Origin of the sequence: Patulibacter sp. (assembly GCF_030655195.1) — a bacterium.
In the GTDB taxonomy this organism is placed as follows: Bacteria; Actinomycetota; Thermoleophilia; order Solirubrobacterales; family Solirubrobacteraceae; genus Patulibacter.
Genome location: NZ_JAURWA010000190.1, coordinates 1 through 21799, shown reverse-complemented (window position 1 = coordinate 21799; position 21799 = coordinate 1). Strand labels below are relative to the sequence as shown.

19 protein-coding genes are annotated in these 21799 nt (G+C 72.5%); 2 read left to right on the top strand and 17 right to left on the bottom strand.

The genetic code is table 11. The features are described 5' to 3' along the window. Positions 1 to 165: 165 nt before the first annotated feature. The 4 genes from Q7T67_RS20290 to Q7T67_RS20275 all read right to left on the bottom strand — a co-directional run bounded on the left by Q7T67_RS20290 (position 166) and on the right by Q7T67_RS20275 (position 5341). Positions 166 to 1419 (bottom strand): S41 family peptidase, encoded by a 1254-nt coding sequence (locus Q7T67_RS20290; protein ID WP_304794283.1) that lies wholly within the window; start codon positions 1417 to 1419, stop codon positions 166 to 168. 179 nt (positions 1420 to 1598) lie between these two features. Further along, the gene (locus Q7T67_RS20285; protein ID WP_304794281.1) at positions 1599 to 2501 is read right to left on the bottom strand and encodes a permease-like cell division protein FtsX; all 903 of its coding nucleotides are present in this window, start codon (positions 2499 to 2501) and stop codon (positions 1599 to 1601) included. A 40-nt stretch (positions 2502 to 2541) separates the two neighbouring features. Further along, positions 2542 to 3483 carry a cell division ATP-binding protein FtsE gene (gene ftsE / locus Q7T67_RS20280; RefSeq protein WP_304794279.1) on the bottom strand — a complete coding sequence of 314 codons (942 nt, stop codon included), beginning with the start codon at positions 3481 to 3483 and terminating at the stop codon, positions 2542 to 2544. Positions 3484 to 3553: 70 nt separating this feature from the next. Then, positions 3554 to 5341, bottom strand: a complete 1788-nt coding sequence (locus Q7T67_RS20275) for a cytochrome c biogenesis protein CcdA (protein WP_304794276.1) — start codon at positions 5339 to 5341, stop codon at positions 3554 to 3556. Between the two features lie 188 nt (positions 5342 to 5529). On the opposite strand from Q7T67_RS20275, the gene Q7T67_RS20270 reads away from it, so the two are divergent. Beyond that, positions 5530 to 6786: a pitrilysin family protein gene (locus Q7T67_RS20270; protein ID WP_304794272.1), complete on the top strand. Its 1257-nt coding sequence runs from the start codon at positions 5530 to 5532 to the stop codon at positions 6784 to 6786. Between the two features lie 131 nt (positions 6787 to 6917). On the opposite strand, the gene nadA is transcribed toward Q7T67_RS20270, so the two are convergent. The 9 genes from nadA to Q7T67_RS20225 form a co-directional block, all read right to left on the bottom strand. Continuing rightward, positions 6918 to 7985 carry a quinolinate synthase NadA gene (gene nadA / locus Q7T67_RS20265; RefSeq protein WP_370695433.1) on the bottom strand — a complete coding sequence of 356 codons (1068 nt, stop codon included), beginning with the start codon at positions 7983 to 7985 and terminating at the stop codon, positions 6918 to 6920. A 14-nt stretch (positions 7986 to 7999) separates the two neighbouring features. Continuing rightward, positions 8000 to 8866, bottom strand: coding sequence for a carboxylating nicotinate-nucleotide diphosphorylase (gene nadC, locus Q7T67_RS20260; RefSeq protein WP_304794266.1), 867 nt, complete (start codon positions 8864 to 8866; stop codon positions 8000 to 8002). A 162-nt stretch (positions 8867 to 9028) separates the two neighbouring features. After that, the gene (locus tag Q7T67_RS20255; protein ID WP_304794263.1) at positions 9029 to 10225 is read right to left on the bottom strand and encodes an acyl-CoA dehydrogenase family protein; all 1197 of its coding nucleotides are present in this window, start codon (positions 10223 to 10225) and stop codon (positions 9029 to 9031) included. A gap of 169 nt (positions 10226 to 10394) precedes the next feature. Next, positions 10395 to 11528 (bottom strand): peptide chain release factor 2, encoded by a 1134-nt coding sequence (gene prfB / locus Q7T67_RS20250; protein ID WP_304794260.1) that lies wholly within the window; start codon positions 11526 to 11528, stop codon positions 10395 to 10397. A gap of 151 nt (positions 11529 to 11679) precedes the next feature. Next, the gene (locus Q7T67_RS20245) at positions 11680 to 12318 is read right to left on the bottom strand and encodes a GNAT family N-acetyltransferase (RefSeq protein WP_304794259.1); all 639 of its coding nucleotides are present in this window, start codon (positions 12316 to 12318) and stop codon (positions 11680 to 11682) included. Positions 12319 to 12435: 117 nt separating this feature from the next. Next, complete coding sequence (secA, locus tag Q7T67_RS20240; RefSeq protein ID WP_304794256.1) at positions 12436 to 15294, bottom strand: preprotein translocase subunit SecA; 2859 nt, start codon at positions 15292 to 15294, stop codon at positions 12436 to 12438. Between the two features lie 120 nt (positions 15295 to 15414). Then, the gene (hpf, locus tag Q7T67_RS20235; RefSeq protein WP_304794253.1) at positions 15415 to 15780 is read right to left on the bottom strand and encodes a ribosome hibernation-promoting factor, HPF/YfiA family; all 366 of its coding nucleotides are present in this window, start codon (positions 15778 to 15780) and stop codon (positions 15415 to 15417) included. A 152-nt stretch (positions 15781 to 15932) separates the two neighbouring features. Continuing rightward, positions 15933 to 16274 (bottom strand): co-chaperone GroES, encoded by a 342-nt coding sequence (locus Q7T67_RS20230; RefSeq protein WP_304794250.1) that lies wholly within the window; start codon positions 16272 to 16274, stop codon positions 15933 to 15935. 36 nt (positions 16275 to 16310) lie between these two features. Then, complete coding sequence (locus Q7T67_RS20225) at positions 16311 to 16994, bottom strand: ComF family protein (RefSeq protein ID WP_304794247.1); 684 nt, start codon at positions 16992 to 16994, stop codon at positions 16311 to 16313. Between the two features lie 62 nt (positions 16995 to 17056). Here Q7T67_RS20225 and Q7T67_RS20220 point away from each other — a divergent pair, with 62 nt between their 5' ends. Then, positions 17057 to 17974 carry a cytochrome c oxidase assembly protein gene (locus Q7T67_RS20220; RefSeq protein WP_304794244.1) on the top strand — a complete coding sequence of 306 codons (918 nt, stop codon included), beginning with the start codon at positions 17057 to 17059 and terminating at the stop codon, positions 17972 to 17974. An 87-nt stretch (positions 17975 to 18061) separates the two neighbouring features. Here Q7T67_RS20220 and Q7T67_RS20215 read toward each other — a convergent pair whose 3' ends face one another. The 4 genes from Q7T67_RS20215 to Q7T67_RS20200 all read right to left on the bottom strand — a co-directional run. Continuing rightward, the gene (locus Q7T67_RS20215; RefSeq protein ID WP_304794242.1) at positions 18062 to 19075 is read right to left on the bottom strand and encodes an NDP-sugar synthase; all 1014 of its coding nucleotides are present in this window, start codon (positions 19073 to 19075) and stop codon (positions 18062 to 18064) included. A 222-nt stretch (positions 19076 to 19297) separates the two neighbouring features. Next, positions 19298 to 20368: a bifunctional phosphoglucose/phosphomannose isomerase gene (locus tag Q7T67_RS20210; RefSeq protein WP_304794239.1), complete on the bottom strand. Its 1071-nt coding sequence runs from the start codon at positions 20366 to 20368 to the stop codon at positions 19298 to 19300. Between the two features lie 67 nt (positions 20369 to 20435). Then, positions 20436 to 21551, bottom strand: a complete 1116-nt coding sequence (locus tag Q7T67_RS20205; protein WP_304794236.1) for an NDP-sugar synthase — start codon at positions 21549 to 21551, stop codon at positions 20436 to 20438. A gap of 1 nt (position 21552) precedes the next feature. Next, positions 21553 to 21799: UDP binding domain-containing protein (locus Q7T67_RS20200; RefSeq protein WP_304794233.1), on the bottom strand; the 247-nt coding region annotated here is incomplete at its 5' end.

Sequence of the window (21799 nt, the reverse complement as noted above, 5' to 3'; positions counted from 1 at the left end):
CGGCGCGCCGCGCGGCGCGGTTGGGCCCCGGACCGTCCGCGGCGGCCCGGCGTCCCTGCGGCCCGCCCTCGGCGGGCCCCCCGGTCCGCGGCGTCGTGGGCCGCTTGGAGCTGGGCCCCGGCCCGCGGCCCTTGCTGCGTCCCTTCGGTCCCTTGCGCTTGCCGCTCACTCCTTGAGCTTCGCAGCCTCGCGCAGCGCGGTCTGGAGCGCCTCGTCGACGTCGGGCGTCTTCGGGTCGTCCTTGGCCTGCACGTCGGGAGCGAGCCCCTTGCCCGGTGCCGTGCCGTTGCCCGACTGGGTCTTCTTGTCCCCGAGGTTGCGGCCCTTCGGCGTGAAGAACTGGCCGGCCGTGATGTCGAGCGCGCCGCCACTGGACAGCGGCTCGACGCGCTGGAAGACGCCCTTGCCGAACGTGCGGGTGCCGACGACCGTCGCCCGGCCGCGGTCCTGCAGCGCGCCGGTGACGATCTCCGACGCCGACGCCGAGCCGCGGTCGACGAGCACGACGAGCGGGACCTTCGGGAAGACGGTCACGCCGTCGACCGCCGGGTACGGGACGTCGCCGATCGTGCGGCCCTTCAGCGTCACGATGTTGCCGCCCTTCAGGAACAGGCTGGCGAGGTTCTGCGCCTCGTTGACCAGGCCGCCGGGGTTCGAGCGGAGGTCCAGGACGAAGCGCTTCGCGCCCCGCTTCTGCAGCTTCTGGAACGCCTCGCCGACCTGCAGGCCGGCGTCGTTGGTGAACTGCGCGAGGCGGACCACGGCGACCTTGACGCCGTCCTCGGTGCGCAGCGCGGAGTCGACGATCGGGATCTTGACCGGCTTGCGCTGCGAGGTGATCGTCAGCTCGCGCTCCTTCGAGCCGGTCTTTCGCGCGATCTGCAGCTCGACCGACGTGCCGGCCTTGCCGCGGACGAACGACGACGCGCGCTCCGACGTCAGGCCCTTGAGCGGGTTGCCCCCGGCACGGATGATGATGTCGCCGACCTTCAGCCCCGCCGCCTTCGCCGGCGACCCGGCGTAGACCTTGGCGATCAGGAGGCCCCGCGGGTCCTGCGAGACGACGACGCCGATGCCGTCGAAGCTGTTGTCCTGCTGCTGCTTGAACTGGGTGTAGGCCTTCGGGTTCAGGTACGACGAGAAGCGGTCGTCGAGGCCCTTCACCATCCCGTCGATCGCGTCGTCGACGAGCGCCTTGCTCCCCGGGTCCTTGTAGTAGTCGTCCCGGATCAGGCCGAGCGCCTCGTTGACGGCCCCGGGGCCCTTCTCGTCGATGACCCGGTCGCGGATGAACCCGGGCAGCGCCTGCGGGTCGCGTGAGCCGACGGCGGCGCCGGCCGTGAAGATCCCGCCGACCACGACGAGGACGCCCACGACGGCCAGGGCGACGCGGAGGATGCGGGAGAAGGCGGACGGCACGCACACAGTCTGCCCGAGCGCGCGTAAGGGGCGTGTCATGACCTCGGCGACGACGGGGCGGGGACCGGTCGGCCCCCGCCCCGTGGCGGTCCCTCGAGGTGGTCCGGGACCGTCGCCGGCGTGGGCCGGGCGGTCCCGCGGGCCGCCAGGCCCTTCGGCGCGGCCGGCCCGACGTCGGCTCAGACGCGCAGGAAGCGGCGCAGCGACAGACCGGAGCCCGCGGCCGCGACGGCGACGCTGGAGAGCACGAGGAGCCCGATCAGCGGCCCGAACTGGATCATGTCCGGCCGGGAGATCAGCGTCGCGATCCCCTCGAGCTGGTTGAGGATCGTGAGCTTCGCCAGCCCGAGCAGGACGATCGCCACCAGGCCGCCCATCGCGCCGAGGACCAGGCCCTCGATCACGAACGGCCAGCGGATGAACGAGTCCGTCGCACCGACGAGCTTCATCACCTCGATCTCCCGGCGACGCGAGAAGAGCGACAGGCGGATGGTGTTCGAGATCAGCAGGATCGAGGCGATCACGAGCAGGCCGCCGAGCAGCCCGAGCGACAGCTTCACCGCGCCGGTGATCTTCACGATCTTGCCGGCCTCGTTCTTCGACTCCTTCGTGGAGCCGATCTTCGAGTCGACGAACGTCGTCTTCCCGCTGACCCCCTCCTTCTGCAGGGAGGCGACGATCGCCGAGCCGTTCTTGGCGTCGTCGGGGGTCACGCGGAACGTGTCGGGGAGCGGGTTGACCTTGCCCAGCAGGCCGTACGCCGCCGGGTTCAGGCGCTTCTGCTCCTCGTAGGCCTTGGCCTTCGAGACGAAGACGACGTTCTTGACGTGCGGGGTGTCGTTCTGCAGACGGGCCTGGACGCGGGCGACGTCGGCCTTCGTCGCGTTCGTCTTCATGAAGACGTTGACCTGGATGCGGTCGCGGACGTCGGCGGCCGCCCCGTTGGCCAGCTGCACGGCCGGGATGAAGATGCCGAGCACGAGCGTGGTGATCAGGACCGCCATCAGGGCGGCGAAGCTCGGGATCGGGTTGCGCCCGATGGAGCGGAGGGCTTCCTTGAGGAAGAAGGAGACGCGGTTCATGTGGGTCCTCGGTGGTGCGGGTTCGCGACGGAGCCGCGGCTCAGTCGGAGAACGCGTCGTCGAACAGGCTGGAGGAGGCGGCGGCCGACTCGCGGCGCGTGCGGCGCTGCGGCGCCGGCGCGGGCTCGTCGCGCAGCAGCGCGCCGAACTCGGCGGTGGACTCGCTCTGCGGCTGGCCGCCGTAGCCACCGGCGATCTCGTCGCGGATGATCCGCCCGGCGGAGAGCTCGATCACGCGTCGGCGCATGCGGTTGACCATGCCCTCGTCGTGCGTGGCGACCACGACGGTCGTCCCGGTCTTGTTGATCCGGTAGAGCAGCTGCATGATCCCGATCGTCGTGTCGGGGTCGAGGTTGCCGGTCGGCTCGTCGGCCAGCAGCAGCGGCGGGTGGTTGACGAACGCGCGCGCCACGGAGACGCGCTGCTGCTCGCCGCCGGAGAGCTGGTGCGGGTAGTGGTGCAGCTTCGTCGACAGGCCCGTCAGGCGCAGGATGTCGGGCACCTGGCTGCGGATCTGCTTGCGCGACGCGCCCGTGACCTGCAGGGCGTAGGCGACGTTGTCGTGCACCGTGCGGTTCGGCAGGAGCTTGAAGTCCTGGAAGACCACGCCGAGGTTGCGGCGGTAGTACGGGACCTTCTTGCGCGTGATCTCGGAGAGGTCGCGACCGGCGACGCGGATGAGGCCGGAGTCGGGCTCCATCTCCTTCAGCAGGAGCTTCATCAGCGTCGACTTGCCGGCGCCGGTCTGGCCGACGAGGAAGAGGAAGTCGCCACGGTGGACCGAGAACGACGCGTCGGCGACGCCCGCGTGCGACGAGTCGTAGCGCTTGGTGACGCCGCGGAACTCGATGACGGCGTTGGGGTGCGACGGGCGACCGCCGGCCGGGCTCGCGGCGTCCTCGCGGGCGCGTGGCGTGGCCGCCTGGCGCGCCCGCTCGCGGGCCTCGCGGTGGCGGGCGGAGTTGGAGCTCGGAGTGGCCATACAGTCCGGAGAGTTGCACCGCGGACCCTCCGATCCTGCACGCGGAGGTGCAGTGCAACGCGCCTTGCGCTCAGCCGAACGTGAACGCGTAGGCCTCGACGCCGGCCGGCAGCGAGAGGTCCAGCCGGTGGTGTCCGCCCTCCGGCAGGTCCACGAGCTCGTAGAGCCGCTGGGTGGAGACCGCCGCCCCGCCGCCCCGGACGTCCGCCCCGGCGTCGCGGGTCGCGACGGGCTTCCCGTCGAGCCGGACGCCGACGGTCGCCCGCCGCGGGCTGCGCAGGACCAGGTAGACGTGCCGCGCCGTGAAGTCGAGCCCGATCCGCGCGTCGCGGCGGGCCGTGACGTGGTCATCGGAGAAGCCGAGCGTCCCGCCGAAGCCGATCTCGTTCGGGTCCAGCGACGCGGGCACCGTCCCGGTGTCGTGGACGCCGCTCGCCGGCTCGCCCCCGGCGATCCGGGCGGCCCGGTCGGTGCCCAGGTACGACTCCGGCGTCTGCACGGTGCCCGACGCCTCCACGGCACCGAGGCTGCCCGCGGTCGTCCCGGGACGACGGCCGGCCTCGGCCAGGAGCGTGCGGATCGCCTTCTCGGTCTGGTCGTCGCGGCCCTCGCCCTCGCTCGTGTACCGCACCTGCCCGAACTCGTCGACGAGGTACTGCGCCGGCCACGCGCGGTTGCCGAACGCGGTCCAGGTCGCGAGGTCGTTGTCCTGGACCACCGGGTAGCGGATGCCCTCGCGACCGATCGCCTTCGCGACGCTCGTGGCGTTCTTCTCGAACGGGAACTCCGGCGAGTGGATCCCGACGATCTCCAGACCGTCCTTCCGGTACCGCTCGTAGAGGGTGTTCAGCGCGGGGATCGTGCGCAGGCAGTTGATGCAGGTGTAGGTCCAGAAGTCGACGAGCACCACCTTCCGCCGGCGCTGCAGCCCGGCGAAGGTCAGCGGCCGGTCGCCCGGGGTGTTGAACCACCGCTGGGTCCCCACGAACGGCGGCACGTCGCCCAGCGCGGGCAGGTCCCGCGCGGCGAGCACGTCGTTCAGCGGCTGCCGGCCGCCGGTGGTGGAGGACCGGGCGTCGCCCGCCGCGGCCGCCGCCCGCTGGATCGGTCCCTCCTGCCCGCCGCGCAGCTCCTGCAGCCGGGAGCGGGACGCGTCGCTGCGCTCCAGCGCGCCGGTCGGGGTGACGAGCGCCTGCGGCAGGTCCTTGGCGATCCAGGTCTGGAAGCGCAGGTCGAGGTCCCCGAACATCGCGATGGCCAGGACCACCATGACCACGCCCATCGCCGCCTGGAACGCCCCGCTGCGACGCGCCAGGGGCCGGGTCAGCCGTCGGCCGCCGAGCATCAGCGCGTAGAGGACGACCCCGGTGCCCAGCCCGTAGGCGAGGGCCACCTCGAGGCGTCCGGCGCTGAACTCCTGCGAGGCCGACGTCGTGATCACCCCGGCGAGGATCGGGCCGGCGCACGGGGCGTAGACGAACCCGAGGCCGGCGCCGAGCACCAGCCCGGTCCGCAGCCCCTCCCCCTCGCGACGGCGCGGCGCCGGGGCGACGCGGGAGATCCACGCCTCGACCCGTGCGGCCAGCGCGGGCACGACGAGCACGATCCCGAAGACCAGCAGCGTCACGATCGCCAGCGTGCGGACCAGGCCGTCGGGCAGCCCGAGGGCGGAGATGACGTAGGCCAGCGCGACCGCCGAGAAGGTGAAGGTCGCCGTCAGCCCGAGGACGATCCCCAGGGGCCGGCGACGGCCGCCCGTCGCGCCGCCCGAGAGCACGAGCGGCAGCACCGGCAGCACGCAGGGCGAGACCGCGGTGGCGGCACCGGCGACGAACCCGAAGAGGAGGAGCAGCAGCATCTGGCGGTGGCTTCCGGCGAGGGGCCGGGACCCGTGCGCCGGTGGGGCGCACCGGTCGCCGGCGGCGGGCGGGGTCGCGGGTCGGCGCTCCCGGAGGGAGAACGGCCCGTGGTCACGGGCGGATGCGGCACGTGGCGCGACGCCGCTCCCGGCCGAGTCCGGGGGCCCCACGCGATAGCGTCGTCCCGATGCCGCAGAACGCCTCCGTCGCCCCCAACGGCCTGCCGATCCATCGGATCGCCCTTCCCGGGACGCGGACCCTCACCGCGCTGGTCGCCTTCGACGCCGGGGCACGCTCCGAGCGTCCCGAGGAGAACGGCATCGCGCACTTCCTCGAGCACCTGGTGTTCAAGGGCGGCCAGACGTTCGACCACTACCGCAAGGTCAACGAGACGGCCGAGCGCATGGGCGGCGTGCTCAACGCGTTCACCTCGCACTCGATGGTCGCGTTCCACATCACCGTCCGGGCGGAGTCCGCCGACGAGGCGCTCGACCTCCTCACCGACTTCTCGGGCCGCCCGCTGCTGGACGCCGAGGAGCTCGACAAGGAGCGCGGCGTCGTGATCCAGGAGATCGCGCGGTACAACGACCAGCCCTCCGCGCTGGCGGAGATGCTGCTCGACAAGGCCACCTTCGGCGACCACCCCCTCGGGCGTTCGGTCCTCGGGCCCGAGGACCACCTGCGCACGTTCACGCGGGACCAGGTCGTCGGGTTCCGCGACCGCCGCTGGGCCGGCGCCAAGGGCGGCGCGTTCCTCGTCGGCGCCCTGGACCACCTGCCCTCGGACGAGCGGCTCGGCGAGCTCTTCGGTCGCTTCCCGGACGTGCCCGCGCCCGGCCCGGTCGAGGACGCGCCCGCACCGAGCGTCGACCGCGTGATCGAGACCCGCGACACGAACCAGTCGCACCTGCGCCTGGCCTACCGCCCCGACCTCGACGCCGGCGATCCCAAGGTCCGGGCGGCGCTGTCGATCTACGGCACGCTCCTCGGCGGCTCGATGGGCTCGCGCCTGTTCGACGAGATCCGCGAGCAGCGCGGCCTCGCCTACTCCGTCTCGGCCTCCGCCTGGTCGCTCGGCGACATCACGCAGCTGCAGCTCTCCGCCGGTCTGGACTCGACGAAGACCCTCGAGGCCTACGCCCGCATGCGCGAGATCGTCCAGGAGCTCCACGACGACGGCCCCACCGCGGAGGAGGTCGACCGCGCCCGCGCCTACACCGCCGGCCGGCTCGTCCTGGCGTTCGAGAACAGCGGCGCGGTGGCCCGGCAGGCCGCCAGCCAGTCGATCGTCCACGACGAGGACTTCGACGCCGATCGGACGATCGCCCAGATGGACGCCGTGACCCTCGACGAGGTCCGAGAGGTCGCCCGCGCGATCGACCCGTCGGTCGCGTCGATCGCGTGCGTCGGCCCGCACGAGGCCGGCGACTTCGACTGGAACTGAGGAGGGAGCGGGCCCCGACCCGAGCTTCTCGGGCCGGCCCGCACCGGGGCGACGTCAGGGCTCGGCCCACCCGCAGAACGGCGCGGGCCCCGACCCGAGCTTCTCGGGTCGGGTCCGCACCGACCTCGGGGTTACTCGCCGCCGAGCGGCGCGTTCGCGTCCCGGCCGACCTGGATCATCCGTTCGATCGGCAGCTGCGCGCGCTTTGCGACCTCGTCGGGGACCTTCACGACGCCGGTGCCGTCCCGCAGGCAGTTGCGCACCTTCTCCAGCGTGATCATCTTCATGTAGCCGCAGGACGCGCTCGCGTTGGCCGGCACGAAGTCGACGTCCGGGGCGGCCATCCGCAGCGGGTGCAGCATGCCGGTCTCCGTCGCGACGATCGTCGTGCGGCGCTTGCCGTCGGCCGCCGGGCCCTTGGCGGCCTCCTCGTGCGCGAAGTCGAGCATCCCGCCCGTCGAGAGCATGTGCACGCCGGAGGAGTCGACGTCGCCGGCCGCCACGTACTCCATCGCCTGCGTCGAGCAGCCGCACTCCGGGTGGATCAGGAACTCGGCGTCGGGGTGCTCGCCGCGGACGCGGTCGATGTCCGACGGTCGGATGCCCGCGTGGACGTGGCACTCGCCGTCCCACACGTGGAAGCTGCCCGGCCTGTGGGGCACCTGCTTCTCGACGAACGAGCCGAGGAACATGTCGGGCCCGAAGAGGATCTCGGTGTCCGGTCCGTGGTCCCGGTAGATCCGCTCGACCACGGGGACGGCGTTGCTCGAGGTGACGCAGTAGTCCGTGAGCGCCTTGACCTCGGCGGTCGTGTTGACGTACATCACCGTGATCGCCCCGGGGTGCTTCTCCTGCCACCCCTTGAGCTGCTCCGGCGTGATCGAGTCCGCCAGGGAGCAGCCGGCGTCGACGTCGGGGATCAGCACCGTCTTGTCGGGCGACAGGACCGAGGCCGACTCGGCCATGAAGTGCACGCCGCAGAAGACGATGGTCTGCGCGTCGGTCTTCGACGCCTCGATCGACAGGCCGAGCGAGTCGCCGACGACGTCGGCGACGTCCTGGACCTCGGGCAGCTGGTAGTTGTGGGCCAGGATGACGGCCCCCTTCTCCGCGGCCAGCGCGCGGATCTCCTCCGACAGGGCCTTCAGGTCCTCCGCGGGGAGGGCGGGGATTCCGGCGCGGACGGGGTCGTCGGCCATGGGCAGCGAGGTGCTCACGTGCGGGGCTCCAGGATCAGGGAGAGGTCCAGGACGGGGGCGGAGTGCGTCAGTGCCCCCGAGGAGATGAAGTCTACGCCGGTCGCAGCGATCGCTCCGACGGTGGCCAGCGACACGTTGCCGGACGCCTCGAGCGGGACGCGGCCGTCGGACATCGCGACGGCCTTCCGCATGTCGGCGTGGTCCATGTTGTCCAGCAGGATCCGGAAGCGCTCGAGGCCCAGGTCGCCGGCGGTGTGCAGCGCGACCTTGACCTCGCGGAGGTCCTGGCACTCGACGACGAGCGGCAGGTCGGGGCGGAGCGCGTGCGCGGCGCGCACGGCCTCCCCCACGCCGCCGGCCATCGCCGCGTGGTTCTCCTTGATCAGGATCTCGTCGAAGAGCCCGATCCGGTGGTTCGCGCCGCCACCGGTGAGGACGGCGCGCTTCTCGAGCAGGCGCATCCCCGGGGTGGTCTTGCGGGTGTCGAGGATCACCGCGCGCGTGCCCTGCACCGCGTCGGCGTAGCGGCGGGTCATCGTCGCGACGCCGGACAGCCGGCCGACGATGTTCAGCGCCGTGCGCTCGGCGGCGAGGATCGACCGGGCGGAGCCCTCCGCGGCCAGCACGGGGCCGTCCTCGCGCCACACGCCCTCCTCGACGAGCGGCTCGTACGAGACCGACGGGTCGACCGCACGGAGCACGCGCTGGAACGCGTCGAGCCCGGAGATCACGCCGGGGGCCTTCTGCCGGACGGTCGCGCGACCCTGCAGGTCCTCCGGCACCGTGGCCTGGGCGGTGACGTCGCCCGCGTCGCCGAGGTCCTCGGCGAGCGCCCGCTCGATCAGATCGTCGAGCGCGGCCGTCGTGTCGAGCGTCACCATCGTCCCCCGAGGATAGGTGGGGCGGCCGACCGACCAGTGCCCGCCGCGCGGACCGCCTGCGCGCCGGCAGGGCCCGCGTCCCCCACGGGTGCCCCGAGCCGCGCCGCAGTCCGACGCGGTCGCGCCCCGCGACGCTCGGGGCGGGACCCGCCTGGTCTCCCTCTAGAGCCCCATCACCTTGGCGATGATGTTGCGCTGGATGTCGTTCGTGCCGCCGAAGGTGGTGGCGACGAGCGAGTGGGCGACCTGGCGGGCGATCGGGTACTCCGTCGCGTAGCCGTAGCCGCCGTGGATCTTGAACGAGGCGTTCACGGCCCGCTCGGCGGTCTCGGTGGCCCAGACCTTCGCCATCGAGGCCTCCTTCGGGAACATCGCCGTCGGGTCGCGGTCGACGTCCGCCGCGACCTTGTAGATCAGCAGGTGCGCGAGCTCGATCTCGGTGGCCATGTCGACCAGGCGGTGCTGCTGGACCTGGAACGAGCTGATGGAGCGCCCGAACTGCTTGCGGTCCTTGCCGTAGCTCAGCGCCTCGTCGAGGGCCAGCTTCGCCTGCCCCAGCGCGATGCCACCGATGATCAGGCGCTCGACGTTGAGACCCGCCATGAGCTGGATCCAACCGTTGCCGGCCTGGCCGAGCAGCGCGTCGTCCGCCGCGAAGACGTCGTCGAGGTAGACGTAGTTGACCTCGCGGTACCCGTTGATCGTGTCGATCCCGTCGACCCGGACGCCGTCGGCCTTCGGGTCGATCCAGATCATGCAGAGGCCCTCGTGCTTGGCCCCGGTCGAGTTCTTGTCGCGGCAGACGATGAGGATCCGGTCGGCGATGTGGGCGTTGGAGATCCAGACCTTGACGCCGTTGAGCTTCCAGCCGCCGTCGACCTTCTCGGCCGTCGTCGTCAGGGCGGCCACGTCGGAGCCGGCCTCGGGCTCGGACATCGCGATCGCCTCGACGCCGCCGGCGGCGACGTTGCCCAGGACGAGCGCCTTCTGCTCCGGCGTGCCGAACTTCTGGGTCGCGCCCGCAACGATCAGCGAGACGGCGTAGGCGCCGATCGGCGCCTGCCGACGGGTCATCTCCTCCAGCAGGATCATCTCCTCGACGATGCCGGCGCCGGCGCCGCCGAACTCCTCCTCGAGGCTCGGGGCCAACAGTCCAGCCGCGCCGAGCTTCTTGGACAGGTCCGCGCTGTGGTGGCTGGAGTGCCCGTCCGTCAGCTTCTCGAGCTGCTCCGACGTGCCGGCCTCGCGCTTGAAGGTCTCGCGCAGGGCGTCGCGGTAGGCCTGCTGCTCGTCGGTGAAGGTGAAGTCGATGGCCATCGTGGGGCTCCCGGGGGTCGTGGTCGCCACGCGGACGGGCATGTCCGGCGTAGGAGGTGCCACATCTTACTCGGTGACTGGCTGGCTGGCCAACCGGTACCGGTGGGCCGCGTTCCCGGCGCCTGGCCTGCGCCCGTCGGGTCCCGGCACACGCCACGTCGACCGTCGGGGCCCGGCCCCGCGACGCGCGGGACGCGAGCCCGTTCTCGCGCTAGCCGTCGGCGGTCTGCGTCGCGGCGGCCTCGGACTGGCCGGCCTGCTGCAGCAGCCACGCGCGGACGAACTCGTCGAGGGCGCCGTCGAGCACGAGCTGCACGTTGCCCGTCTCCACGCCCGTCCGGAGGTCCTTGACCATGGTGTACGGGTTGAGCACGTAGGAGCGGATCTGCGAGCCCCAGCCGACGTCCTGGCTCTCGCCCTTCTCCTTGGCGATCTCCTCGGCCCGCTCCCGCTCGGCCTGCTCGACGATCTTGCCGTAGAGCATCTTCATCGCCATCACCTTGTTGGCGGTCTGCGAGCGCTCCTGCTGGCAGGCGACGACGATGCCGGTGGGCAGGTGCGTCAGGCGCACGGCCGAGTCGGTCTTGTTGACGTGCTGGCCGCCGGCTCCGGAAGCGCGGTAGGTGTCGACGCGCAGGTCTTCGTCGCGGACCTCGATGTCGCCGACCTCGTCCACGACGGGCGCGACCTCGAGACCGGCGAAGGCGGTCTGCCGCCGGCCCTGGGAATCGAACGGCGAGATGCGGACGAGGCGGTGCACCCCGCGCTCCGCGCCGAACAGCCCGTAGGCGTGGTCGCCGGCGGCGCGGAAGGTCGCCGACTTGATGCCGGCCTGCTCCCCCTCGGAGAGCTCCATCAGGTCGACCTTCAGCCCGCGGGTCTCGGCCCACTTCATCTCCATCCGCAGGACCATCTCGGCCCAGTCCTGCGCGTCCGTGCCGCCCGCGCCGGCGTTGATGGTGATCAGCGCGTCCCCGGCGTCGTAGTCGCCGGTGAACAGCCGCTCCTCCTCCAGGCCGTCGAGGCGCTTGCCGACGGACTCGAGCTGCTGCGCGAGCTCCGCCGCCATCTCGTCGTCCTCCGCCGCCATCTCGAGCATCTCGTCGAGGTCGTCGAGGTCCTGCTTCAGCCCGTCGTGCACGTTCAGCTTGGCGGACGCCCGGGCGTACTCCGAGTTGATCTTCGTGGCGCGGTCCTGGTCGTCCCAGAACCCCGCATCGCCCATGTCCTCCTCGAGCTCGGCGACCCGCGCACGGAGCTCCTCGGGACGGAGGTGCGGCTCGAGGTCGTCGAACCGCCGGCGGGCGACGGTGAGGCGTTCGGGGGTGTCTTCGGGGACGGCCATCACCTCCGACTGTACCGGGCGATCGCGGCGTGACGCCCGTCCCGACGGGGCGGGACGACCGGCGGGCGAGCGGGCCGAACGGCCCGGCCGCGCGGGGACGGGCGTCACCACGCGGTGGCCGGGCCGCTCCCGGCCCCGCCGGGAGGCCCGACTACCTGCGGGCGCGGGCGGCGGAGATCGGCACGCGGCCCCCGCCGAGCTCCGCCCGCCGCTCCGGGGCGTTCTCCGCGGCGACGTCCGAGCGCAGCAGCCCGTAGATGTCGACGTCGCGCCGGACCTCACCGCCGAGCCGGTCGATGACCAGTCCGCGGAGCGTGCCCTCGTGGGCGAAGCCGGCGCGCTCGGCGGCCATCCGCGACGCGTCGTTGCCCTCCCAGATGCGCAGCTCGACGCGCTCCAGGCCGAGCGGTCCCAGCGACCAGCGGGACAGCAGGCGCAGGGCCGTCGTGCCGATGCCGGTGCCGCGGATGCTCGGCGTGACCCAGCAGCCGATCTCGCCGGCCCGGTGGCGCCAGTTGAGCGTGACGATCCCGATCGCCCCGATCAGCAGTCCGGTCTCGGCGTCGGCGATCGCGAGCTCCAGCGCCTCGCCCGCCCGTTCGCGGGCCCGCATCGCGGCGATCCAGCCGCGGGCGTCCGACTCGCGGTAAGGAGCGGGGACCCGGGTCCAGCGCTGGATGGCCTCGTCCTGGCAGGCCTCGGTGATCGCGGGCACGTCGCCGCCGCGCAGGGCCCGCAGCATCACCCCGCCGGAGCGGAGCGGCGGGCTGGGGGTGCGCAGCGACGGCATCCCGCTGCAGGATAGGGGCGCAGGCGGCCGACGACACCCCTCGGGTGCCGGCACGCCGTCAGGCCGCGGCGCGCCCTCACCCCGAGGTGCTCGGGGCGGGACCCGCCGCGACGGCCCTCAGGCGTTGGCGCCGTGGCACTTCTTGTACTTGCGGCCCGAGCCGCACCAGCAGAGCTCGTTGCGCCCGAGCTGGTCGTGCTCGGTGCTGAAGCGCTGCTGCACCGCCGGCGCGGCGACCTGCTCCTCGTCGTCGCCCGGCCCGTACGTCGCCAGCGCGGCGGTGTCGACGTCGCCGGCGAGCTCCTCGAGCGACGTCGTGCCGCCGCCGCTGCCACCGAAGTAGTTGTAGGACTGCGCCGGGGCGCCCTGACCGGGACCGGCCGGGTCCGCGATCGGCTCCTCGACCTCGATCTCGACGTTGAAGACCATCTGGGCGAAGTCGCCCCAGATCGACGCCATCAGGTCCTGGAAGAGGTCGTAGCCCTCGTTCTTGTACGCGACGATCGGCTCGATCTGGGCGTAGCCGCGGAGGTGGATGCCCTCGCGCAGGTAGTCCATGTCGTAGAGGTGCTCGCGCCAGCGCTGGTCGATGATCGACAGCAGGAGGTAGCGCTCGACCTGACGCATGAGCTCCGAGCCGATCTCCTCCTCGCGCGTCTCGTACGCGGCGATCGCGTCCTCGTGCAGCTCCCGCAGCAGGACCTCGCGGTCGGTGCTGTCGGGGTCCATCGACTCGCGGTCCAGGCCGACGGGCCAGAGGGCCTGCAGGTTGTTGAACAGCCCGTCGACGTCCCACAGCTCGAAGTCGGACGAGGGCAGGTACTCGTCCAGCGCGCGCGAGATGACGTTGCCGAGCTCCTCCCGCGCGTCGCCGCTCATGTCACGGCCCTCGAGGATCTGGTCGCGGTAGGCGTAGACCACGCGGCGCTGCTCGTTGGAGACGTCGTCGTACTCCAGGACGCGCTTGCGGATCAGGAAGTTGCGCTCCTCGACGGTGCGCTGGGCCTTCTCGATCTGCTTCGTCAGCATGCCGGCGGAGATCGGCAGCTCGTGGCCCTCGTCGTCGACGGCCTGGAAGCGGTCGAGGATCTTGTAGATGCGGTCGCCCGCGAAGATGCGGACGAGGTCGTCCTGGGCGGAGAGGAAGAACCGCGACTCGCCCGGGTCGCCCTGGCGGCCCGCGCGCCCGCGCAGCTGGTTGTCGATGCGGCGCGACTCGTGGCGCTCGGTGCCGCAGATGAAGAGCCCGCCCGCCTCGACGACCGTCTCGCGGTCGGCGGCGCAGCGCTCCTTGATCTCGTCCAGTCCCGCGGCGAACGCCTCGTCGTACCCCTCGTCGCCGGGCGTCAGGCCCTTCTGCCGCAGCTGCTTGCGCAGCAGGTGCTCCGGGTCGCCGCCGAGCTTGATGTCGACGCCGCGGCCGGCCATGTTCGTGGCGATGGTGACCGCACCGGGGCGCCCGGCCTCGGCGACCGTCTCGCCCTCGATGGCGGCGAACTCCGGCTTGGCGTTCAGGACGGTGTGCTGGATGCCGGCCTTCGTGAAGAGCCCCGAGAGCAGCTCGGAGACCTCGACGGACACGGTGCCTACGAGCACCGGCTGCTGCGCGGCGTGGCGCTCGACGACCTCGCGCGTGACGGCGGACCACTTGCCGTCCTTGGTCTTGTAGACGTCGTCGTTGCGGTCCACACGGGCGACGGGCTGGTTCGTCGGGACCGGGATGACGCCGAGCTTGTAGATCTTCTGGAACTCGGTGGCCTCGGTCATGGCCGTGCCGGTCATGCCGCCGAGCTTCTTGTACATGCGGAAGAAGTTCTGCAGCGTGACCGTGGCGAGCGTCTGGTTCTCCTCCTGGACCGCCACGCCCTCCTTCGCCTCGACGGCCTGGTGCAGGCCCTCGGACCAGCGGCGGCCCTCGAGGATGCGCCCGGTGTGCTCGTCGATGATCGCGACCTCGCCGTCGACGACGGCGTAGTCCTTGTCGCGCTTGTAGAGGGACTCGGCCTTCAGCGACTGGTGCAGGTGGTTGACCAGGTGGCCGTTCTCGGCGCGGTACAGGTGGTCGATGCCGAGGAACCGCTCGGCCTTCTCGACGCCCTGCTCCGAGACCGCGACGGTCTTGTGCTTCTCGTCGAACTCGAAGTCGTAGTCCGCGACGAACTCCTTCTTCGTCTTCGGGTCCATGCCCTCGGGCTTCTTGCCCGTCGTCATCGTCTTCGCGAGCTTCGCGAACGTGATGTAGAGGTCGGCGGCCTTCTCGGGGGCGCCGGAGATGATCAGCGGGGTCCGCGCCTCGTCGATGAGGATGTTGTCGACCTCGTCGACGATCGCGAAGTTGTGCATCGCGACGGGCTTGCCGTCCTCGCCGATGCGGCCGCCGTGCTGGACCTTCTCCTCGAGCGACTGCGCCATGTTGTCGCGCAGGTAGTCGAAGCCGAACTCGGAGTTCGTCCCGTAGGTGATGTCCGACGCGTAGGCGGCGCGCTTGTCCTCGTAGGCCTGCTGGCTCTGCAGCACGCCGATCGACAGGCCCAGCGCGTTGTACAGCCGGCCCATCCACTCGGCGTCGCGCGCCGCGAGGTAGTCGTTGACCGTCACGAGGTGGACGCCGTTGCCGGGCATCGCGTTCAGGACCACCGCGAGCGTCGCGGTCAGCGTCTTGCCCTCGCCCGTGCGCATCTCGGCGATCGAGCCGCCGTGCAGCACCTGCCCGCCGATGAGCTGCACGTCGAAGTGCCGCATCCCCAGCGTGCGCTTGGACTGCTCCCGGACGATCGCGAAGACCTCCGGCAGCAGGTCGTCGAGGTCGCGGCCGTTCCGGGCCTCCTCGCGCAGGCCCGTGAAGCGCTCCAGCAGCTCGGCGTCGTCCGCCAGCTCGAGCTCCGGCTCGAACGCCGAGATGCGTGCCACGCGCTTCTCGTACTCGCGCAGCAGCTTGCCCTCGCCGATGCTCAGCGCGCGCGAAAGAATGCCCATGGATCCAGCGTACCAGCGGTCTTCGGAACCCCGGGCGGCTCCCTCCCCACGACGACCGAGCGCCCCGCCGTCACCCCGGGAGGGGCGACGCGCGGGGCGCTCGGGACGGGGCGGCGGGGATCAGGCGGGCGGTGCCGCGCCCTCGGCCCCGGCCCGGCGGGCCTGGACGGTGCGGCGGGCGTCGCGTCGGTGGCGGCGCTTGACGTTCTGGCGCTTCACCTGACGCGTGAGTTCCTCCTCGATCAGGTGGATCGCGTGCTTCATGTCGCGACTGGAGTCGTGGGATCGGAGCGTCACCCCCTTGAGTCGCAGCGTCGCCGAGGCCTGGAACGGCTCCGCGATCGCGGGGTTCCGGGCCTCCGACAGCTCGATCTCCAGCTCGGCGAACTCCGAGACCTGGGCATCGACCTTCCGGAAGCGACGCGCGACACAGTCGCGCATCTCCTCAGTGACCGGGTAGTTGCGACCCTTCACTTCGATCCGCATGGCGCTCCTTTTTGGGGTTGGAATCCAGCGGTAACGCGAAAGTAACACCCGGCGGGGACGCGGCGCAAGGGCAGACGACATCGAAGAGTTCCGCCTGATATGGACCCGCGGCGCTGGACGTGGCAGAGCCCGGCTGGTAGCGCGGTCCGGGGTCAGTCCTCGGAGTCGACGGGATCCTCGCCGTCGTCCGCCCCGAAGGCCTCCAGCGCACCCAGCAGCTCCCCGACGCGGCAGACGAGCAGCCGCTCCTCCTCCACGTCGATCCAGCTGCCGGCCGAGGCGGGGAACACCACGTGGTCCCCCGGCTGGACGGGCATGCGCACGCCGGCCTGCTGCCACCAGTCCAACCCGGGACCGACCCGCAGGACGATGCCGTGCTGGGGCGGCGGCTCGTGGGTGCCGGGCGGGACCACGAGGCCGGAGCGACGGACGCGGTCGGGCTCGAGCTCCTTGATGACGACGCGGTCGAAGAGGGGGCGCAGCTGCTGCTTCATCGCTGGGGCAACCGTAGACCCTCGCGCCCGTGCGCCTCAACGCAGGGTGCGCAGCGCCGTGAGCACCCCGACCCGCCGGGCCCCGCCGTCCCGCAGCGCGGTCGCACAGGCGCGCAGCGTCGCGCCGGTCGTGTGCACGTCGTCGACGAGCAGGACGCGGTCCGGCGGCCGGACCACCACGGACGGCGGCACGGCCCGCGCGCGACCCGCACGGTCCTGCAGGTGCTGCGCCGTCGCCGAACGCGTGCGGACCAGCGCCCGGAGGACGGGGACGCCGAGCGCGGTGGCCACACCGTCGGCGAGGAGCGCCGCGTGGTCCTCCCCGCGGCGACGGCCGCGGACCGGATCGGCGGGCACCGCCACCACCGCCGCCGCGCCCTCGACGACGGCGGCGGGCGCCCGGGCGACCATGGCCGCCGCGAACCACGGCGCCACCCGCCGCGCCGACCGCTCCTTGCCGGCGATCGCCAGGGCCCGGGCGGGCCCCTCGTAGGCGAGCGGCGCCCACGCCGCCGCGAACGCCGCACCACGGGCGGGGCACCGACCGGGCGGGCACGGGCGGGGCAGCCCGCACCGCGCACACCCGTCGACCGGGAGCCACGGCAGCCGGGCACGGCACGGATCGCAGAGCAGGGCCGCCCCGCGCTCGGCCGGCCCCCGGCAGTGCAGGCAGCGGCCGGGGGCGACGAGCGCCGCGAGCAGGTCGAGGGAGCGTGGCACGGCCGCATCGTGGCCCGCAGGGGTGATCCGGGAGAAGGTCCGGAGTGCAACACTTCCGAGTCGTGTCACCGCCAGTCACGTGGGGTCCCGAGCTCGCACCGCTGCTCCTCGCGGCGATCCTCTGGGGCGTCTACATCCGTCGCTGGATCACCGTCCGGCGCTCCCCGGACCGCCGCCACGCCCCGATCTGGCGCCTGGTCTCGTTCTTCTCCGGCGGGCTCGTGCTCGTCGTCGCGCAGGGCAACCCGATCGACGGCCTGGGCGACTACCTCCTGGTCATGCACATGGTCCAGCACCTGCTGCTGCTGGACGTCTTCCCGCTGCTCCTGCTCTTCGGCCTCAACCGCGTCATCATGCGACCGATCACGCGGCGCGTGCAGTGGATCGAGCAGCGCATCGGCTTCCTCGCCACGCCCTGGTTCGGACTCGTCGGCTACACGCTGGGCATGTGGATCTGGCACGTGCCGGCGCTCTACAACGCCGCGTCGGAGCACACGACGGTCCACCTGCTGGAGCACATGACCTTCACGGCCGTGGGCTTCCTCTACTGGTGGCACCTGCTGCGCCCGATCCCGGGCCGCGACCGCATGACCGCGATGGGGCCGATGGCCTACATGGGGGTCACGAAGGTCACCGTCGGCCTGCTGGGGATGGCGCTGACGTTCGCGCCGAAGGCCCTCTACGACTTCTACAGCGACCAGCCGACCTACTGGGGTCTCTCCGCCGTGGCCGACCAAGGCATGGCCGGCGCGCTCATGGCCACGGAGCAGGTGTTGATCATGGGCGTGGCGTTCGGCGTCCTCTTCATGCGCGGCCTGCGCGAGTCCGAGCAGCAGGCGGTCCGCGAGGAGCGCCTGATGGATCGCGCCGAGGCCGCGAAGGCCGCCGCCGCGGCCCGCGAGGCCGAGGAGCAGGCCGCCGCCGAGGAGCAGGCCGACGCGGATCAGCGCGCGGCCGACACCGGCTTCATGCGGATCTGAGCCGCGCTCGCGCGGAGGGGTCGAACGGCAAACCCGGCCCCGCGCCCCCGGCGAGAGCGCGGGCGGGGCCCCGGCCCCGCGCTCCGCTCAGGAGGTCGGGACGCGCGTCTCGGCGCGCGGGCGCAGCGAGTCGACGATCCCGGTGGAGCCGGTGATCGCCTCGATGAGGATCGTGTGCGCCTGGATCTCGGTGCCGGGCAGGACGATCGACCGCTTGATCGCCGCACCCTCCCCCACCGTGACGCCGTCGCCCAGGACGAGCGGCCCCTGCAGCCGGACGCCCTCGCCGATCGTGACGTTGCGGCCGACCCACAGCGGGCCCTCGACGAGGCTGGCCGCGTCGAGCGACGAGCCCGGGCCGACCATGATCGCCTCGGGCCCCGCGTCCGGCAGGGCCTCGAGACGCAGCGCGCCGCTGAGCGCGTCGAACGTGCCGTTGCGCAGCTCGTCGAGCGCGCCGACGTCGTTCCAGTACTCGTCCATCTCGTAGACGTGGAACGGGACGTCGTTGGCGAGGAGGGTCGGGAAGACGTCCTCCGCCCAGTCGACGAACTCCGTGTCGGGGAAGTAGTCGAAGATCTCCGGCGAGAAGACGTACATGCCGCAGTTGGCGAGGTCCGACAGCGCCTCGGCCTGGTCGGGCTTCTCCTGGAAGCCCGTGATCCGGCCGTCGTCGTCGGTGAGCACGACGCCGTACTCGCTCGTGTCGGAGACCTTGCGGACGCAGAGCGTCGCGACGCCGCCCGACGCCTCGTGCCGCGCGACCAGCGCCGCGACGTCGAGGTCGGTGAGCGCGTCGCCCGAGAGGACGAGGAAGGACTCGTCGCCGAAGAAGTCCTTCGCGTTGCGGACCCCACCCGCGGTGCCGAGCAGCTCGGCCTCCTCGACGTACGTCAGCTCGTCGCCGAAGTAGTCCCGGATCGTGTCGGGGAAGTAGTGCAGGTTCGCGACGATGCGCTCGACGCCGTGCCGCTGCAGCAGGTCCACCGTGTGGGCCATGGCCGGGCGGTCGAGCAGGGGCACCATGGGCTTGGGGAGCTCGAACGTGAGGGGCCGGAGTCGGGTTCCGAGTCCGGCGGCGAGGACCATGGCGGGCAGCACCTCGGCAACGCTATCGCACGTCAGGCACTGCGCGGGCGCCGCTCGACCCGCTCTCCGAACGACGTTCACGTCTCGGATACCTGGGTACACACGGGGGCTCGCCGACGCCGGCGAGGACGGGTGCCGGGCATCCCGTCGGAGCGGCCGTCGCCCGGCGGACCGCGCCGCCCCGGACCCGCACGCGTCCGCGTGCGACGGCCCGCGTCGGCGTGCCCCCAGCGGTCAGTCGCCCTCGGCCAGGCGCTCCTTGAGGCGATCGATCACGTCGACCGGAGCCGGGTCGGTGCCCCGGAGGACCGCGAGGTAGAGCGACACGAGGTCCCCGAGCAGCACGAGCGACAGCACGCGCTCCACCGCGGTCTCGCCGCGCGACTGGATGCGGTGGACACCGGCGGACTGGTCGCGGATGAGCTCGGCGGTGAGCTCCGCCCGGTGGACGAGGCGCGGGTGGGCGTCGCAGTCCTCGAGGAGGACGGCGGAGAGCTTCCCGACGCTGGCGGCGGCGCTCCAGCCGACGATCTCGTTGTGGTCGACCTCGGGCAGCTCGCCCCAGAACGCCGGGACCTCGGCGTTCTCGTTGATCTGGCACTTCCAGCGGTACGCCACCGGGGCGGTGAGGCCCATCCCGGTGATGACGGGGACGGTGCCGTGCAGCGCGCGGGCCAGCGTCTTGGCCTCACCGTCGTCCGGGCCACCCGGGCCCCACTCGCCGGCCAGGGTGTCCAGCGCGTCGGCGGCCACGTCGAGCTCGGCCCGCAGGGACGGGCCGACGCCGCAGGCGGCCGCCGTCTCGAGCACCGCGACGAGCAGATAGCCGACGGCGGCGCGGGGCTGGAGGCCGCCGGCGACGGGGATCACCGGCACGCCCTCCTCGCGCGCCAGCCGACCCAGCTCGCCGCCGGACGTCACGACGACGCGGCGGGCACCGATGACGCCGGCGGCCTCGAAGCAGGCCAGCGTCTCCTCGGTGTCGCCGCTGTAGCTGGCGCACAGGACCGTGGTGTCGTCCGTCGTCCACGGCGGGAGCTCGTAGCCCTTGGCCGAGAGGATCGGCCGGCCGGCCTGGTCCGCCAGCGCGGCCCGGGCGAGGATGCCGCCGATCGCCGAGCCGCCCATGCCCGCGACGACGAGGCCGCCGCGGCTGTCCCAGGAACCCAGACCGGCCGACTCGGCCTTCCACATGGCGTCGCGCAGGTGGTCCCCCATCGCGAGGGTGTCGGCGACCTGATCTGTGGGATCGACGGCCGCCACGACGGCGGCGTCGAGGGCGTTGTGGGATGCGGTCTCGGTCATCCCCGCCAGCATCGCAGAGCGCCGCGGCGGGCGACACCCGTGGGTGCCGCCCGGTGACCGTCGAGGGCTAGAACCAGAGGGTGCCGGGGGCGACCTGCGCCCCCGGTCCGACGCGCAGCCCGTGCGAGAGCACGTTGCCCTCGGCCACGTGCGCCCCGTCGCCGACCATCGCCGCGTCCGACATGACGACGCCGTCACCGAGGACGGCGTCGATGCCGACGATGCAGTCGCGCAGGCGGGCGCCGGCCCCGACCGTCGCGCCGGCGAGGACGACGGCGTTCTGGAGAATCGCGTCGTCGCCGATCGTCGCACCCGGGCCGACGATGGACCCGGCGCCGATCGTGGCCCGGTCCCCCACCCGCGCGCCGGTGTCGACGAGCGATGCGCGGTCCACGACGGCGCCGTCGCCGACCGTCGCGCCGGGGTCGACCGGGCCGTCGCGCAGACGCTCGGCGACCTTCGTGCGGACGCGCCAGGCGAGGATGTCCTGCGTGCCCTCGAGATAGCGCTGCGGCGTCCCGATGTCCATCCAGTACTTGCCCCGGTGGACGCAGCCGTAGAGGCCGTGGCCGACGAGCTTCGGCCAGACCTCGCGTTCGATCGAGACGAGGCGGTCCTTCGGGATCAGGTCGAAGATCGACGGCTCGAGGACGTAGGCGCCCGCGGAGATCAGGTCGGTGTCGATCTGCTCCGGGGTCGGCTTCTCGAGGAACCCACGGACGGACTGGTCCTCGTGCAGGCGGACGAGGCCGTAGGCCGTGGGGTCCTCGACCGGGACGAGCGCGAGGGTGCCGGTGGCGCCGGTGCGCTCGTGCTGGGCGATCTGCGCCGAGAGGTCCATGTCCGTGAGGACGTCGCCGTTGAGCATCAGGAACCGCTCGTCCCGCAGGTGCGGGTGGGCGTACCAGAGGGCTCCGGCGGTCCCACGCGGCTCCGGCTCGGAGACCCAGGTGATGTGCAGGCCGTAGGCCTCGCCGTCGCCGATCTCCTCGACCATCTGGTCGGCGAGGAAGCCGCAGCACATGACGACGTCGGTGATGCCGTGGGAGGCGACCCACTCGAGCATGTAGGCCATGAACGGCCGGTCCACGAGCGGGACGATCGGCTTGGGCCGGTTGGAGGTCAGTGGCCGCAGGCGCGTGCCCTTGCCGCCGACCAGGATCACGGCCTGCGTCGAGGCCACCTCAGCCCCCGGTGACCGGCGACGCCGGGCGGGAGGCGGGCTCCCGCGAGGCGCGTCCCATGCCCTCGTAGCGCAGGCCGGCGGCGGCGGCCTTCGCGCCGTCCAGCGCGTTGCGCCCGTCGACCAGCACGTCCCCGGCCATCGCCTCGGCGACCGCCGACAGGTCGAGGTCCCGGAACTCCTGCCACTCCGTCACCAGCACCACCGCGTCGGCGTCCTTGACCGCACCCAGCGCGTCGTCCGCCAGC

What these genes read in the sequence shown, in the direction of transcription:
- Q7T67_RS20270 (WP_304794272.1), top strand. Translation starts at nt 5,530, where the DNA reads ATGCCGCAGAACGCCTCCGTCGCCCCCAACGGCCTGCCGATCCATCGG.
- prfB (WP_304794260.1), bottom strand. Translation starts at nt 11,528, where the DNA reads ATGGCCGTCCCCGAAGACACCCCCGAACGCCTCACCGTCGCCCGCCGG.
- Q7T67_RS20255 (WP_304794263.1), bottom strand. Translation starts at nt 10,225, where the DNA reads ATGCCCGTCCGCGTGGCGACCACGACCCCCGGGAGCCCCACGATGGCC.
- nadC (WP_304794266.1), bottom strand. Translation starts at nt 8,866, where the DNA reads ATGGTGACGCTCGACACGACGGCCGCGCTCGACGATCTGATCGAGCGG.
- hpf (WP_304794253.1), bottom strand. Translation starts at nt 15,780, where the DNA reads ATGCGGATCGAAGTGAAGGGTCGCAACTACCCGGTCACTGAGGAGATG.
- nadA (WP_370695433.1), bottom strand. Translation starts at nt 7,985, where the DNA reads ATGGCCGACGACCCCGTCCGCGCCGGAATCCCCGCCCTCCCCGCGGAG.
- Q7T67_RS20230 (WP_304794250.1), bottom strand. Translation starts at nt 16,274, where the DNA reads ATGAAGCAGCAGCTGCGCCCCCTCTTCGACCGCGTCGTCATCAAGGAG.
- secA (WP_304794256.1), bottom strand. Translation starts at nt 15,294, where the DNA reads ATGGGCATTCTTTCGCGCGCGCTGAGCATCGGCGAGGGCAAGCTGCTG.
- ftsE (WP_304794279.1), bottom strand. Translation starts at nt 3,483, where the DNA reads ATGGCCACTCCGAGCTCCAACTCCGCCCGCCACCGCGAGGCCCGCGAG.
- Q7T67_RS20275 (WP_304794276.1), bottom strand. Translation starts at nt 5,341, where the DNA reads ATGCTGCTGCTCCTCCTCTTCGGGTTCGTCGCCGGTGCCGCCACCGCG.
- Q7T67_RS20245 (WP_304794259.1), bottom strand. Translation starts at nt 12,318, where the DNA reads ATGCCGTCGCTGCGCACCCCCAGCCCGCCGCTCCGCTCCGGCGGGGTG.
- Q7T67_RS20210 (WP_304794239.1), bottom strand. Translation starts at nt 20,368, where the DNA reads ATGACCGAGACCGCATCCCACAACGCCCTCGACGCCGCCGTCGTGGCG.
- Q7T67_RS20285 (WP_304794281.1), bottom strand. Translation starts at nt 2,501, where the DNA reads ATGAACCGCGTCTCCTTCTTCCTCAAGGAAGCCCTCCGCTCCATCGGG.